This window comes from Okibacterium sp. AC114 (assembly GCF_979253355.1).
The window spans coordinates 525,849-540,806 of record NZ_CEEDBR010000001.1 but is presented as its reverse complement, the minus strand read 5'-3'; the positions used below and the strand labels follow the sequence as shown (position 1 = coordinate 540,806).

Below are 14,958 nucleotides of genomic sequence, written 5' to 3'. Positions count from 1 at the left end.
CGTTTTGCTAAGCCGGGACGCTCCAGAACCAGGCGTTGCCGCCCGGGTGCTCCACCGTGATCGTCTCATCGAGGTCGCGGTAGTCGAAGTCTTTGTTGTGACCAACGGCCTTGATGACCGTCTTGCCACCCTCGGTCGTGACCTGCGACACGATCATGACGTGATCCGGGATGTTGTTCTGGTTCCAGTCGAACATGGCCACGTCGCCCACCTTCACCTGATCGCGCTGATCGAGCGACAACCGGGTCAAGCCGAGCGCGGGGGTGGCCTGGAAAAACTGGTCCATCGCCGGCACATAGCCCCACGCGGGAGTCCAATCGGCAGCCTGATTGAAGTTGTGCCAATCCCCCGTCTGAGTCCAGCCGCGCTGAATGAGCGTCTGGCTGACGAAGTTGGCGCAATCGCCGCCCACCGGGTTGAGGTTGCCCCACTCGGCGAGGTTGTAATCCTTCCAATACGACAACGCGTACTGCATCTGCTTGTCGAGAGGCGTGACGGACTCGAAGCGATAGGCAGCGTCGCCGGGAAGCGACACCGGCTCGCCAGCCGCTGACACCTCGAGCGCCGCTTCGGCCGGCTGGAAGTTCGCCGCCGCCGGGGTGACCGCCGTGACCGTCTTATCGTCGACCACCGTGACATCGGTGGCCGGAACGCCGCCCACCGTGACCGCGTCGACCTTCGAGAGGCCCGAGCCCGCGATCGTGATGGTCGTGCCACCCGACAGGGCACCCGCCGCCGGAGACACCTCGGCGACCGCCGGGGCCGCGGAGGATGCATCCGCCGAGGACGTCGACGACGCCGCGGGGGTCGGCGAAGACGTCGACGCGACAGGCTGCGTGCTCGTGCACGCCGACAACACCACGACGGCACCGACGGCGACAGACGTCAGCAGGGCGCGACGGTGGAAAGACGAAGAATGGATGAGAACCCCCTCAAGGCAACGGTTCCATCGTACGGTGCACCACCGACGAAAAGGCTGGACGCGGCGCGAACGCAGCCCGCGCCCTGGCGCAATACGATGAACCCGTGGAGTCGCCGTCGCAGCAAACCGTCCCCCGCCGCACGCCCACCCTCGAAATGGTGGCCGAAGTGGCGGGAGTCTCGCGCGCCACCGTGTCCCGCGTGATCAACGACTCCCCCAAGGTCACCCCCGAAGTGATCGCCGTCGTCAACGCCGCGATCGCCGAACTCAACTACGTGCCCAACCGCGCCGCACGGTCGCTCGCCAGCCGCAAGACCCAGGCCATCGCGCTCATCGTGCCGGAGAGCACCGCCAAAGTCTTCGCCGACCCGTTCTTCGCCTCCGTCGTGCAAGGCGTCGCCACCCACCTCTCGAGCACCGACTACACGCTCAATCTCCTCATCGCCTCAGAAACCGACCCCGACAAGACCCGCCGCTACCTGCTCGGCGGCAACGTCGACGGGGCCCTCGTCGTCTCGCACCACTCGGGCGACCACTCCTACACGCAGCTCGGCAACGCGCTCCCCATCGTCTTCGGTGGTCGGCCCCTGCAAGCCGAGGCCACCGACAGTTACTACGTCGACGCCGACAACGTGCACGGCGCCCGCATCGCCACCGAATACCTCATCGAGCACGGCCGCCGCCACATCGCCGCGATCGCCGGCCCGCAGGACATGCCGGCGGGCATCGACCGCCTGCGCGGATTCCGGGAGGCGCTCGACGCCGCGGGACTCGCCGAAGGGCCCGTCGAGACCGCCGACTTCTCGCCCGCCGGAGGGGCCGAAGCCATGCGCCGCCTGCTCGCCACCGGAGAGCCGATCGACGCCGTTCTCGCCGCCAACGACCAGATGGCCGCCGGAGCATACGGGGCCCTCGCCGAAGACGGCCTGCGCGTGCCCCACGACGTGGCACTCATCGGCTTCGACAACGACAACTTCGGCGCCACCCTGTCGCCTCCCCTGACGACGGTGGACCAATCCCCCATCGCCCTCGGCGAAGAGATGGCACGCAAACTCGTACGCCTCATCGCCGGCGACCCCGTGCCGCGCGCCACGATCACGCCGACGCGCCTGGTCGAACGCACGAGCGTGTGACCCGAGCATCCGAGTGACGCTCACGGCGTAACAAGAGCCTCCTCGCTGGCAATCCACGGTGTGCCCGGCGAGAATAGGAATGCACCTCGGATGCTCGAGCATCCCGCCGCGCCCCTCGCCGCCCGGCCGACACCCCGCATAGGAAGCACCCCGTGACACGCGCTGACCTCCCCCGCACCACCTTCGGTAACGACGACGCGAAACGGGTGCGGGCCGATTTTCCGGCGCTCGACCAAGAGGTGAACGGGCACGCGCTCGTCTACCTCGACTCGGGCGCCACCTCGCAGAAACCGCGCGCCGTGCTCGACGTCGAACGGTACTACTACGAGCGGCAGAACGCGGCCGTGCACCGCGGCGCCCACACGCTGGCCGCCCTCGCGACCGAAAGCTACGAGGAAGCGCGCGAGAAAGTCGCGGCCTTCGTGGGTGTCGACGCCGACGAGATCGTGTGGACCTCGAACGCCACAGAGGGTATCAACCTCGTCGCCTACGGCCTGTCGAACGCGAGCCTCGGCCGCGGCGGGGCCGAAGCCGACGCGCTGCGGCTCACGGCCGACAGCGAGATCGTCATCACCGAAGGCGAGCACCACTCGAACCTCGTGCCCTGGCAGGAGCTCGCCGCACGCACGGGGGCCACGCTGCGGGCCATCCCGCTGCAGGACGACGGCACCCTGTCCCTCGACGATGCCGAGCGCCTGATCACGGACCGAACGGCCATCGTCGCCGTCACGCACGTGTCCAATGTGACCGGCGTGATCAACCCCGTCGCCGAACTCGTCGAGATCGCTCACCGCCACGGCGCCCTGCTGCTGCTCGACGCCTGCCAATCGGCCCCGCACCTGCCGCTCGACCTGCACGCCCTCGGCGTCGACTTCGCCGTGTTCTCGGGCCACAAGATGCTGGCCCCCACCGGCATCGGCGCGCTCTACGGCCGCCGTGCTCTGCTCAACGCCCTGCCACCCTTCCTCACGGGCGGTTCGATGATCACGACCGTCACGCTCGAGGAGAGCGGCTACCTGCCCGCACCACAGCGCTTCGAGGCGGGCACCCAGCGCATCTCGCAGGCCATCGCTCTGGCCGCCGCCACCGACTACCTCGGCGAGATCGGCATGCAGAACGTCGCCGCCTGGGAGCACACGCTCGGCGAACGCCTGCTCGCCGGGCTGCTCGAGATCGACGGCGTTCGCGTGCTCGGCCCCCAGACCCCCGAGGGCCGCGCGGGGCTCGTCGCATTCGACCTCGACGGTGTGCACGCCCACGACGTCGGGCAGTTCCTCGACGACCGCGGCATCGCAGCACGCGTCGGGCACCACTGCGCGCAGCCGCTGCACCGACGGTTCGGGGTGACGGCGTCGACTCGCGCAAGCACCTACGTGTACAACACGTTCGAAGACGTGGATGCTTTCGTCGACGGTGTGCGCGACATCCGCTCGTTCTTCGGGGTCGTGTAATGGCGTCGCCGGAGCTGGCCGGGCTGTATCAGCAGGTCATTCTCGACCACTCGAAGCTGCGCAAGGGCTCGGGTCTGGTCGACGGGGGTGTGGCCGAATCGCATCAGTTGAACCCCACGTGCGGCGACGAGATCACGCTGCGTCTGCACCTCGTCGAGGGCACGGGCGACGCGGGCGCGGCCGGCGAACCCGTCATCGAACGGCTCAGCTGGGACGGCCAGGGATGCTCGATCTCGATGGCCTCGGCCTCGCTGCTGTCCGAGCTGGCGCCGGGTCTCACCCCCACCGAGCTGACCGAGCGCATCGCGCTGTTCCGCGAGATGATGCGGTCGCGGGGCGCCGGTGTCGAGGACGACGAACCGCTCGGCGACGCCGCCGTGCTCGAGAGCGTCTCGAAGTACATCGCGCGCGTAAAATGCGCCATGTTGGCCTGGGTCGCCGCCGAAGACACCGTTCAGCAAGTCACCGCAGGGCGCGCTTAGTCCCCGATCGCCGGTGCGGACGCTGGCGCAGGTGCCGAGGCCGACGCCGCCGCATCGGCCGCGAGACGCGCGTGGATGACCGCGATCGACTCGGGATTCTGGTCGACGAGAACGACGTTGCGGCCGAGCTTCTGCGCCACCGCGCCCGTCGTGCCGCTGCCCGCGAAGAAGTCCAGCACCCAATCGCCCTCGCGACTGGAGGCCTGGATGATACGCCGCAAGATGCCCTCGGGCTTCTGCGTGGGATAGCCCGTCTTCTCGCGGCCCGTGGGCGACACGATCGTGTGCCACCAGACATCCGTGGGCAGCTTGCCCTTGAGCACCTTCTCGGGCGTGACGAGCCCGGGCGCCATGTAGGGCTCGCGGTCGACCGTGGTCGAATCGAAGTAGTAGCCGCTCGGGTTCTTCACGTACACGAGGATCGTGTCGTGTTTCGTGGGCCAGCGGTTCTTGGACTTCGCACCGTAGTCGTAGGCCCAGATGATCTCGTTGAGGAAGCAGTCGCGGCCGAAGATGGCGTCGAGCAGCACCTTCGCGTAGTGCGCCTCGCGGTAGTCGAGGTGGAGGTAGAGGGTGCCGTCGTCGGCGAGCAGGCGCCACGCCTCGATCAGGCGGGGTTCGAGAAAAGCCCAGTAGTCGTCGAAGGCGTCGTCGTAGCGTTTGAGGTCGCCGCGGATGCGTTCGTAGGTGCGGCCCTTGAAACCCGTGACGAGCGCGCCCGATTCACCCGAGCCGCCCGCGACCGTGCGTTTGGCCGTGCTCGTCTGGCGCGTCTGGGTGCGACCCGTGTTGAACGGCGGGTCGATGTAGATGAGCGTGAACGCCTCGTCGGGCAGCGTCGGCAGCACGGCGAGGTTGTCGCCCTCGATGACGTGCGGCGATACGAGAACGGGCGGGGGCCCGGGCAGGGGGTCTGGCGCGCTCACGGAACCCGGTGCAGCCACTGCTCGGTGGCGAACTTCGACTCGACGAGCGCCTCGGCCGCCGCATACTCGTCGTCGGTGATGTGCCCCTCGACGGCGCCCGTGAGCGACACGAAGGTGGCCTTCATGCGGTCGATGATCTCGGACCGCTCGAGCCCGGACTGGCTGCGCAGCGGGTCGACGCGTTTCGCGGCCGATGTGGTGCCCTTGTCGCTCATCTTCTCGCGGCCGATGCGCAGCACCTTGGTCATGAGCTCGCCGTCCATGTCGTAGCTCATGGTGACATGGTGCAGCACGGCACCCGATCCCAGACGCTTCTGCGCGGCCCCGCCGATCTTGCCGCCGGGGCTCGTGATGTCGTTGAGGGGTGCGTAGCTGGCGTCGATGCCGAGCGAATGCAGCGCGACGAGCACCCAGTCGTCGAGGTAGGCGTAGCTTTCGGCGAACGTCATGCCCTGCACCATCTCGGCGGGCACGTAGAGCGAATAGGTGACGATCGAGTTCTTGGCCATCATCATGGCGCCACCGCCCGAGATGCGGCGCACGACGTCGAAACCGTACTTCTCGGCATTCTCGAGGTCGACCTCGTTCTTGACCGACTGGAAGCTGCCGATGACGACGGCCGATTCGTTCCACTCCCAGATGCGCAGCGTGGGGCCACGGCGACCCTCGCCCACCTCGGCCGTGAGCACCTCGTCGAGCGCCAGGTGCACGCGCGGCGCAACGGCCTTGTCGTGGATGAGCTGCCAGTCGTAGTCGCGCCAATCGGTGGCGTTCGACAGCGAGCGGCGGATGGCCGTGGCGACGCTGTCGGGAGTGAAGCCCAGCAGGGTGGCGTCGGCGGGCAGGGCGGCGCGGATGGCGGCGGCGAGCGCTGCGGCATCCGTTTGCGCCGGGAGGCCGTTGACGGCGCGGTCGATATCGCCCAGCGCCTCGTCGGGTTCGAGGAAGAAGTCACCCGCCAGCCGGAAGTTCGCGATCTTTCCGTCGACGACATCGAGGTCTACGACGACGAGTTTTCCGCCCGGAACCTTGTACTCACCATGCATACGCCCAGCCTAACGGCGCGCTCCGTGATCGCACCCGCAATCGCAGCGCACAACGCCGGCCCTCATCGCGGCCAGACGAGCGTCGACCACGCCTCGCGTTTCTCCGGTTCGAGCTCGCCCACATCGTGCCCGCCGTCGGCCGTGATGCGGTGCACAGAGCGGCCCTCGTGGTGCGGTGCCCACGGCCGGCCGGGCGTGCCGGGGTCGCCCGCACGCACGAAGGCGATCCAGGCATCCTGGATCTCACCCGACAGACGGCGGATGGTGCGCCGCGGGCCCAGCACCCCGAGAACTTTTCCGATGGGCTCGCCGAGGGTCCCGAAGACGAGAGGGATGTCGGACCCGTGGGTGGCTCCCAGGCCGAGGAGTCGCTCGATGCGCGAGGCGAAACCGTACTGGTAGACGAAGGTGTGGGCGCGAGGGGCATTCCGACGGGTTTGGCCGCCGTTGCCGGCGTTGGACGCGTTGATGGCGTTGGCCCGGTTGCCGGCGTGGATCGTGTGGCCGGCGGCAGCGCGCAGGACGGGCTGCCGGAACGTCCAATCGGTGCCGAAGTCGAGGGCCGCTCGTGACGAGCGGGGGCGCGGGTAGGTGGCGAGGATGCGCTGGCGGCTCGCGTCATCCGCGTTCTCGAGCGTTTTCATCATAAGGTCGGCCGTGGTGGGCACGATGGGCGGGTCGGCGCGCTTGAACAGCGTCGATTCGTCATCGTTGGTGCCGATGAGGAGCGGCACGGCGTGCGTGCGACCGGTTTCGAAGGCGTCGAGCGGATGCTGCGGCAGATACGCGCCGTCGACCACCTGTCCGAACGCCAAGGTGCCGGGGCGTTCGCGGGCGTTGCGGGTGAGCACGCTCGACGATGCCTGCACGATGAGTGACACGGGGACGTCGCGCAGGCGGGTGACGTCGGCGGGTTCGATGCCGAGCTCGTCGAGGATCTCGCGCGCGCGGGCCGCCGATCGTTCGCGGCCGTAGACCGTCGTGACGGGCGGACTCTCGGCGATGGCGCCCCGGAAGAGCCCGGCGGCCGCAGGCGTGGCCAAAAGGGTCGTGACCATCGACGCGCCCGCCGATTCGCCCATGATGGTGACGCGCGTGGGATCGCCGCCGAACGCCTCGATATTGACGCGCACCCAGTCGAGCGCGGCCACGGCGTCGCGGAGCGCCAGGTTGCTGTCGAAGCCGTCGCGGCCCGCGAGCCCGGAGCGACCGTCTCGAGCGGTCCCACGGGCGGCACCGCGGCCGAACGACGAGAAGTCGCCGAAACCGAGCGCGCCCAGCCGGTAGTTGGCGGTGACGACGACGAGGTCGCCGCGCGCCGACAGCGACGCGCCGTCATAGTCGGGCAGCGACGAGGCCCCCGAGACGTTGGCGCCGCCGTGGAACCACACGAGCACGGGCCGTAGCGGCCGCCCGCCCACGCTGGAGGGCGCCCCCGGCGACCAGACGTTGAGGTTGAGGCAGCCCTCGTTCTGTTCGGGACCGCCCGCCTTGGTCATGATGCCCGATGTGCGCTGGTCGTCTTGCGGCGCAATGAAGCCGAAGCGCGTGGCATCCCGCACGCCGCTCCACGGCACGACCGGCCGCGGCGCACGACCGCGCGCGTCTCCCACGGGCGGCGCCGCGAAGGGAATGCCGCGCCACACCGAAACGGGCCCGGCAGACTCGCCGAGCACGCGCCCGGATGCGGTCTCGACGACATAGTTCATGCGCGCGGGAACCGGGCGTCGAGCCAGCCGACGAGGTCGCGGATGATGTCGAGCTTGTTGGTCTCGTTGTAGATCTCGTGGCGCGCGCCCGGGTAGATCATGAGCGTCACATCGGTGAGCCCGGCTCGGCGACGGTAGGCCTTCTGCAGCAGGGTCATGCCGCGCGTCCCCCCGAGAGAGTCGTCCGAGCCGCCCTGGATGAGCACGGGCAGGGTCGGCGACATCTTCTTCGCGGGCCGGCCGAGAAAGGCGAGCGCTTGTCGAAGCGTCCACACGGGCGTGACGGCGATGTCGAACGTGAGCGGGTCGGCCGCGAACCGCTCGCGCGCGGCCGGATCGCGGCTCAACCACTCGAGGCCCGTCGCATCCGGGCCACGCCAGCGCTTGTTCAGGTCACCGCCGTTCAGGACACCCGGCATCGCGAGCGACGTGCCGGACAGCACGAAACCGGCGTAGATGTCGGTGGTGCCCACGATCTTCTGAGCCATGAGCGAGCCCCAGCTGTGGCCGATCATGACGAGGGGCACGCCGGGGTTCTCGGCGCGGATACGCTCACCGACGGCCTGCACCGAGCGCGTCGCCGCCCTCGTCGAACCCGGTCCCAGGTGCGACAGGCCGAGGTGGCCGAGCCCCGTCCTCCCGTGCCCCCGATGGTCGTCGGCCACCACGGTGTATCCGGCGGCGACCAGGTGCCCGGCGAGCTCGTCGTAACGCCGGGCGTGATCGCCCGCACCATGCGACACATGGATGATCGCGCGCGGCCTCTCGGCCCGCCAGACGTAGTAGAACACCTCCACGTCGTCGGCGTCGCGCAGGGTGAAGGTCTCGGGTGTCGCCGGCCCCGTCGGGCGGGGGGACGATGAGTTCGGGCTCACGTTCTCACAGTAGACCGCTGGATGCTCCACCCGGCGCTTTTCGACCCCGCACACGCGCCGCGACCAGAGCTTTTACCCCGGGGTTTTCCTTTCGTCAAGCCCCTCCTCCGGGGGGCGCGCGTCGCGTAGTTTGTAACTCGAAAGGCCCCCCACCCAGAGTCCCTTCGCTTAGGCATTATCGGAGAATGCCCGGACGCCGAACGGACGGGTGGGCCTGCCTGAGGGGGTAGCTGGTTCGGGTCCAGCTACCCCCTTACTTTTTTTGCTCGCGGGCGCGGCCGCCGGTCAGATCGAGGGTCGGGTCAGATCGAGGGTCGGGCCAGATCGAGGGTCGGGCCAAATCGAGGGTCGGGCCAAATCGAGGGTCAGGCTAGACCGATCCTCGTTCGATCAGCGTGCTCCCGATCGTGATCGTGTGCTCGACCGTCTCGCGGGCCAGCAAGCGATGCAGCGCTTGAACGAGCAACGCGCCCTTCTCGGCGGTGTGCAGGTCGACGGTCGTCAGCCCGGGCGCCGTGTCGGCGGCGAAGAAGTTGTTGTCGACCGCGGTCACGGCGATGTCCCCCGGCACCGACAGGCCGTGTTCCCGCAGTCGTCCCATCGCGCCGGACGCCATCTGCGCCGAGGCCGCGAAAACCGCGTCGACGGGCTGTCCCGTGTCGAGAATCCGCTGCATTGCAGCTGCGCCGCTGGCGGGCGTGAATGTGCCCTCGGCCTGCGGGCCTTCGACGAGACCGGCGCCTTCGAGCGCCCGCCGCCATCCCTCGAGCCGGTCGAGTCCCGCGGCCGTGTCGAGCGGACCCGTGATGGTGGCGATGCGCGTGCGGCCCGCGTCGATCAGGCGCTGCGTGGCCAGGATGCCGGCTTCGACGTTGTCGGCGTCGACCACGTAGGGCTCGGGCACGATCGTCTCGAGCGGTCGCACGCCGAACACCACGGGCAGCGACGGCGACAGGTCGGCGTAGCTCTGCATGCTGCTGTGATGCGACAGGACGAGCGCGCCATCCACGTTGCCACCCGTGAGAAAGCGTCGTGTCTTCTCGGGGTCGGTGTCCGATTCGATGAGCAGCGTGAGCGTGTAGTCGGTCGACGACGCGTACAGCGCCGCCCCCTGGATGACCTCGGCGAAGTACGGGTCGGCGAAGAACTCCGAGGTGCGCTCGGGGATGACCATGGCGATCATCTGCGTGCGCCGCCGCACGAGGTTGCGCGCCGCCCGGTTGGGCACGTAGTTCAGCTGTTTCACGGCCGCCGTGACCTGCTCGACCGCCTCGGGCGTCACCTGCGGCGAACCGTTCAGCACGCGGGACACCGTCGACTTCGAGACCCCGGCCAGGCGGGCGACGGCGATCAGTGTGGGTGCCGCCGGTGCGGTCTCGACGTCGGTGATGGTGTCTCCTTCGGGCTGCGGCTCCGCGTCATCCTATTCGGGGATGCGGTGCCGATCAATGAGCGCACCCAGCCAGCGACCCGAGTCCTTCACGGTGCGCACCTGCGTGTCGTAGTCGACGTGCACGATGCCGAACCGCTTGCTGTAACCGTAACCCCACTCGAAGTTGTCGAGCAGCGACCAGACCAGGTAGCCGCGCAGGTCGACGCCGCGTGCGATGGCCCGGTGCGCGGCCGTGAAGTGGCGGCGCAGATAGTCGAGGCGGCCGACATCCCGCACCCGGCCGTCGGCATCGATCTCGTCGTCGAAGGCCGCACCGTTCTCGGTCACCATGAGCGGCAGGCCCGGGAACTCGGCGCCGAGCGAGACGAGCAGTTCTTCGAGGCCGTCGGGCGCGATGTTCCAGCCCATCGACGTGTACGGACCCTCTTGCACGAGGAACTCGACGTGCTCGCTGCCCGGCCACGGTGTTCCGCCGGCAGCCTTGTGGCCGTCCGCGTGTTGCCGGGACGACGTGCCGTCCCACATCCGCACGGTCGCGGTCGAGTAGTAGTTGACCCCCAGGAAGTCGAGCGGTTGGTGGATGATGCGCTCATCCCCCGGCAACACGAACGACCAGTCGGTGATCGCCGCGGTGTCGGCTCGCAGGTCGGAGGGGTATCCGCCGTGCAGCATCGGACCCGTGAAGGCCCGATTGGCCAGGGCGTCGATGCGCCGACGCGCCTCGGGAGACGAGGCATCCTCACCGCGCAGCACGTGGAAGTTGAGCGTGACCGAGACCTCGGCGTGCGCGGGCAGTTCCTCGCGCAACACCTGCACGGCCAGGCCGTGCGCGAGGTTCAGGTGGTGCATGGCGCGCAGGGACGCCTCGGCATCGGTGCGGCCGGGGGCGTGCGCACCCGATCCGTAGCCGAGGAAGGCGCTGCACCAGGGCTCGTTCAGGGTCGTCCACACCTCGACGCGATCGCCCAGGACGCGGGCCACGAGGCGGGCGTAGTCGGCGAAACGCGTTGCGGTCTCGCGCGAGGTCCAGCCCCCCGCATCCTCGAGCTCCTGCGGCAGATCCCAGTGATACAACGTGACGATCGGTCGGATGCCGCGGGCCAGAAGCCCGTCGACGAGTCGGCTGTAGAACGCCACACCCTCGGGGTTGGCCGGCCCGACCCCCGACGGCTGGATGCGCGGCCACGACACCGAGAAGCGGTAAGCCTCGAGCCCCAGCGAGACCATGAGGTCGAGATCTTCATCGAGCCGGTTGTAGTGGTCGTCGGCCACGGCACCCGTGTCGCCGTTCGTGATCGCACCGGGCGTGGCACTGAACGTGTCCCAGATCGAGGGCCCGCGTCCCCCCGCGGTCACCGCCCCCTCGATCTGGTAGGCGGCCGTGGCCGAGCCGATGACGAACCCGTCGTCGAAAACGAGCCCGGAATCGCGGTAGTCGGGGCGGCTCGACGTGAGCTGCTCGTCAGAAATGGTCATCTAGCCTTTCACTGCTCCCTGCATGATGCCGGCGACGAGCTGCTTGCCCGCCAGGATGAAGAGGATGAGGAGCGGGATGGTCGAGAGGACCGCCCCGGCCAACACGAGCGAATGGTCTGGCGTCTGCCCGCCGGCGGCACTCAGGGCCGCGAGCGCCGTCTGCACGCTCGGATTGCGGGGCCCCAGCACGAGCAGCGGCCACAGGAAGTCGGTCCACGCGGCCATGAACGAGAAGAGTCCGAGCACGGCCATGGCCGGGCGGGCGGCCGGGAGGGCGACGTGCCAGAACGTGCCCCACATCGACGCGCCATCGACGCGCGCGGCCTCGATCAATTCATCCGGAATCACGTCGACGAGGTACTGCCGCATGAAGAACACGCCGAACGCCGTGACGAGCCCCGGCACGATGACGGCCTGCAGCGTGCCCACCCAATGCCACTCGGCCATGAGCATGAACAGCGGGATGATGCCGAGCTGCGTCGGGATGGCCATGGTCGCGATGACGGCGAGAAGCAGGCCGTTGCTGGCGCGGAACTTCAGCTTGGCGAAGGAGTAGCCGGCCAGCGTGGAGAAGAACACCACCGACGCCGCGATGACGGTCGAGATGATGAGGCTGTTGGCGAGCGCCAGCATGAACGGCGCCGATTCGAACACCTTGGCGGCGTTGCTCAAGAAGTTCGGGCCCGGCACCATGACGGGCGGCACGGCGTTGGTGTCCGAGGACTGCCGACTGGCGATCACGAACGACCACCACAGCGGGAAGGCCGAGACGAGGAAGAACGCGATGAGGATCGAGTAGGTGAGGATGCCGGGCCGCTCGTGGTCGGTCCCGCGGCGGTACTTCGTGGGCGGTGTCGGCGACGACGGTGTCGACGAGACGGGTGGGCGTTCGATGAGGGCGGTCATGATCAGCCTCGTTTGCGGGTGTCGGGGACGGATGCAGGCACGGGCGGTTTCACGCGGGGCAGCTTGGTCGGTTTCGTATCGGCCGTGCGGATGGCGCGCGAGATCGCGAAGTTCAGCAGGCCGGCCAGGATGATGATGAGGAACAGGATCCACGCGGTGGCCGATGCGCGCCCGAAGTCGCGGCGCGGGAAAGCCAGCTCATAGAGGTAGAGCACGATCGTCTGGAACTGGCGGTCGGAGCCACCGTTGGTGCGGCCGTCGAACAGCTTCGGCTCGGTGAAGATCTGCAGGCCACCGATGGTCGCCGTGATGACCACGAAGATGAGGGTGGGTCGGATCATGGGGATCGTGATCGACCAGAACCGGCGCACCTTGTTGGCGCCGTCGAGAGCGGCCGATTCGTAGACATCCCGCGGGATGGCCTGCATGGCGGCCAGCAGGATGAGCGCGTTGTAGCCCGTCCAACGCCAGTTCACCATGGTGGCGATCGCCACGTGCGACGGGAAGACGTCGAAGGCCCAGCGCACCGGGTCGAGGCCGAACAGCTCGAGCAACCCGGCGATGGGGCCGTGGTACTGGTTGAAGATCTGCAGGAAGATGACCGCGACGGCCACGGGAGCCACGATGTAGGGCAGCAGGATGCTCATGCGCCAGAAGGTGCGCCCACGCAGGGTCTGATCGAGCAACGCCGCGATACCGGTGGCCACCACGAGCTGCGGGATGGTCGAGAGCAGGAAGATGCTGATGGTGTTGCGGAACGCGTTCCAGAAGAACGGGTCCGTGAGCACCGAGACGTAGTTCTCCAGGCCGACGAAATCGCCCTGGCCCTTCAGCAGATGCCAGTCGTAGAGCGACACGTTGAAGGTGTAGATGATCGGGAACAGGCCGATCAACGCGAACAGGATGAAGAAGGGCGCGATGTAGAGGTAGGGCGAGAATTTGTAGTCGAAGCGGTTGAGCTTCTGTCTGAACGTCAGAGCCGTCGGAGCGGGGCGGACGCTGGTTGTGCTGGTCATGGCTCGGCCAATCCGAAAGAGGTGGGCGGCGGGAAGAGGGCGGGGCGGCGGCGGGGCGGTCGGGCACGAAACGGTTCCTGTGCGAACCATCCGTGCCCTCGTGCCGTGCCTGCCGCCCCGCCGCGGGTGCCCCGAATGAGCGAGACACCCGTGAGGCGACGTCGCGTCTACTGCTCGACGAGCTGGTCGAGCAGCTTCAGCGCTTCCTTCCACGCCGTCTCACCGTCGGTGATCTCGCCCTGGCTCACCTTGTCGAGCACGGGGCCGAACACGTTGTCCTGGATGTTGGAGTCCTCGGGTCCCTTGACCTGCGCGATGACGCCTTCCGAGCGGGCCGCGAAGATCTCCCCCACGGGTGCGTCATTGAAGAACGCGCTGGTCGTGTCGTTCACGAGCTCTTGACCTTCGGTCGTGCTGGGGAACGGTCCCGCCAGTTCGAACGAGGCCGCCTGCTGCTCGGGGGCCGCCAGCCAGAGGGCGAGCTCGGCCGCTTCCTCCTTGTGCTCGGACGATTCGGAGACGCCGAGGAACGCGCCGCCCCAGTTGGCTGCACCGCCCGGAAGGACGTCGGCGAAGTCCCATCCGCTGTCGGTCGTGCCCTCGTCGTAGTAGCCCTGCACGATGCCGAGCATCCAACTCGGGCACATGTAGGTGGCGTACTTGTCCTCCTTGGCCTCGGGGCCGACATCCCAGCCGGGGAGGCCAGCGCCGAGCCCGTCGACCTCGGCCTCGACGACCTTGGCGAACTGGTCCTTCAGCACGTCGTTGCCCTTGATGTTGAGGGTTTCTCCGTCTTTCTTGTAGTAGCCCTCTTCTTGCTGGTTCACGAAGGAGTTCCAGAAGAATCGGGGGCTGTGATAGAACGCCTTGCCCGACTTCTCGACGTATTCGGCACCGACCTCATAGAAGCGGTCCCACGTCGCCTCTTCACCACCGAAGTACTCGGCCACCTCGGAGCGCTCGCTCGGCAGGCCGGCCGCCTCGAACAGGTCGCCGCGGTAGCAGAGACCCTGCGGGCCGATGTCGAGACCGGCGCCGATGACGCGGCCGTCGGCATCCGTGCCCTGCTTGTACTTCCAGTCGAGCCACGAATCCTTCACGTCCTCGATGCCGTAGTCGCGCAGGTCGACGAACGAGCCCGTGACCTCCTGGATGGTGCCGAGCCAGCCCTCTTCGATGGCGACGATATCGCTGAGGCCCGTGCCCGCCGCGATCTTGGCGTAGGCGTCGTCGCGAGCCGCGCCGCCACCCTCGAGGTTGGTGGCCTCGATCGTGATGTTGGGGTGTTCTTTCTCGTACTTCTCGTAGTTCGCGTCGACGCCCATGGTGCCGAACGTGGTGATCGAGAGGGTGATCTTCTCGTTGGGGTCGGCGCCGGCGGATGAGCTGCAACCCGCCGCCACGAGGGCCAGGGTCGCCGCCCCGGCGATGGTCGCCGCGACTTTTGCGCGTCGTGTGTGATTCACGGTCACTCCTTTGTGTGCGTGTGTGAGGGAATCTCGGAATCCCCGCCAACATGCCGCGGGAGCGTTCCCATGAGATTGGCGCAAGACTACGTCGAGAATTCGGATCCGTCAAGAGAGCGCTCTCATGTCGTGCGCGGAACGACACCGCGCGAGCGGT

13 protein-coding genes are annotated in these 14,958 nt (G+C 68.2%); 3 read left to right on the top strand and 10 right to left on the bottom strand.

Features of this window, described 5'->3' with window-relative positions; all coding sequences use genetic code 11:
- Positions 1-7: 7 nt before the first annotated feature.
- Positions 8-862 (bottom strand): amidase domain-containing protein, encoded by an 855-nt coding sequence (locus tag ACZ6IE_RS02650; RefSeq protein ID WP_464606662.1) that lies wholly within the window; start codon positions 860-862, stop codon positions 8-10.
- 215 nt (positions 863-1,077) lie between these two features.
- On the opposite strand from ACZ6IE_RS02650, the gene ACZ6IE_RS02645 reads away from it, so the two are divergent.
- The 3 genes from ACZ6IE_RS02645 to sufU all read left to right on the top strand — a co-directional run bounded on the left by ACZ6IE_RS02645 (position 1,078) and on the right by sufU (position 3,988).
- Positions 1,078-2,055, top strand: a complete 978-nt coding sequence (locus ACZ6IE_RS02645; RefSeq protein ID WP_464608575.1) for a LacI family DNA-binding transcriptional regulator — start codon at positions 1,078-1,080, stop codon at positions 2,053-2,055.
- 152 nt (positions 2,056-2,207) lie between these two features.
- Complete coding sequence (locus ACZ6IE_RS02640) at positions 2,208-3,506, top strand: cysteine desulfurase (protein WP_464606661.1); 1,299 nt, start codon at positions 2,208-2,210, stop codon at positions 3,504-3,506.
- Complete coding sequence (gene sufU / locus ACZ6IE_RS02635) at positions 3,506-3,988, top strand: Fe-S cluster assembly sulfur transfer protein SufU (RefSeq protein WP_464606660.1); 483 nt, start codon at positions 3,506-3,508, stop codon at positions 3,986-3,988. Before ACZ6IE_RS02640 ends, sufU begins: the two co-directional genes overlap by 1 nt.
- Here the strand turns inward: sufU and ACZ6IE_RS02630 are convergent.
- The 9 genes from ACZ6IE_RS02630 to ACZ6IE_RS02590 form a co-directional block, all read right to left on the bottom strand.
- Complete coding sequence (locus ACZ6IE_RS02630) at positions 3,985-4,914, bottom strand: DNA-methyltransferase (protein WP_464606659.1); 930 nt, start codon at positions 4,912-4,914, stop codon at positions 3,985-3,987. The two genes, sufU and ACZ6IE_RS02630, sit on opposite strands and share 4 nt — an antisense overlap.
- On the bottom strand, positions 4,911-5,960 hold the full coding sequence (locus ACZ6IE_RS02625) for a lipoate--protein ligase family protein (protein WP_464606658.1): 1,050 nt from the start codon (positions 5,958-5,960) through the stop codon (positions 4,911-4,913). The genes ACZ6IE_RS02630 and ACZ6IE_RS02625 overlap by 4 nt, the downstream gene beginning before the upstream one ends.
- Positions 5,961-6,022: 62 nt before the next feature.
- Positions 6,023-7,669, bottom strand: a complete 1,647-nt coding sequence (locus ACZ6IE_RS02620; RefSeq protein WP_464606657.1) for a carboxylesterase/lipase family protein — start codon at positions 7,667-7,669, stop codon at positions 6,023-6,025.
- Entirely contained in the window at positions 7,666-8,544 is an 879-nt protein-coding gene (locus ACZ6IE_RS02615; protein ID WP_464606656.1) for an alpha/beta fold hydrolase, read from the bottom strand. The genes ACZ6IE_RS02620 and ACZ6IE_RS02615 overlap by 4 nt, the downstream gene beginning before the upstream one ends.
- A gap of 370 nt (positions 8,545-8,914) precedes the next feature.
- Positions 8,915-9,895 (bottom strand): LacI family DNA-binding transcriptional regulator, encoded by a 981-nt coding sequence (locus tag ACZ6IE_RS02610; protein WP_464608574.1) that lies wholly within the window; start codon positions 9,893-9,895, stop codon positions 8,915-8,917.
- 72 nt (positions 9,896-9,967) lie between these two features.
- Complete coding sequence (locus ACZ6IE_RS02605) at positions 9,968-11,413, bottom strand: GH1 family beta-glucosidase (protein WP_464606655.1); 1,446 nt, start codon at positions 11,411-11,413, stop codon at positions 9,968-9,970.
- The gene (locus ACZ6IE_RS02600; protein WP_464606654.1) at positions 11,414-12,319 is read right to left on the bottom strand and encodes a carbohydrate ABC transporter permease; all 906 of its coding nucleotides are present in this window, start codon (positions 12,317-12,319) and stop codon (positions 11,414-11,416) included.
- A gap of 2 nt (positions 12,320-12,321) precedes the next feature.
- Entirely contained in the window at positions 12,322-13,335 is a 1,014-nt protein-coding gene (locus ACZ6IE_RS02595) for a carbohydrate ABC transporter permease (RefSeq protein ID WP_464606653.1), read from the bottom strand.
- Positions 13,336-13,502: 167 nt separating this feature from the next.
- Positions 13,503-14,801 carry an ABC transporter substrate-binding protein gene (locus tag ACZ6IE_RS02590; protein WP_464606652.1) on the bottom strand — a complete coding sequence of 433 codons (1,299 nt, stop codon included), beginning with the start codon at positions 14,799-14,801 and terminating at the stop codon, positions 13,503-13,505.
- Positions 14,802-14,958: the final 157 nt, after the last annotated feature.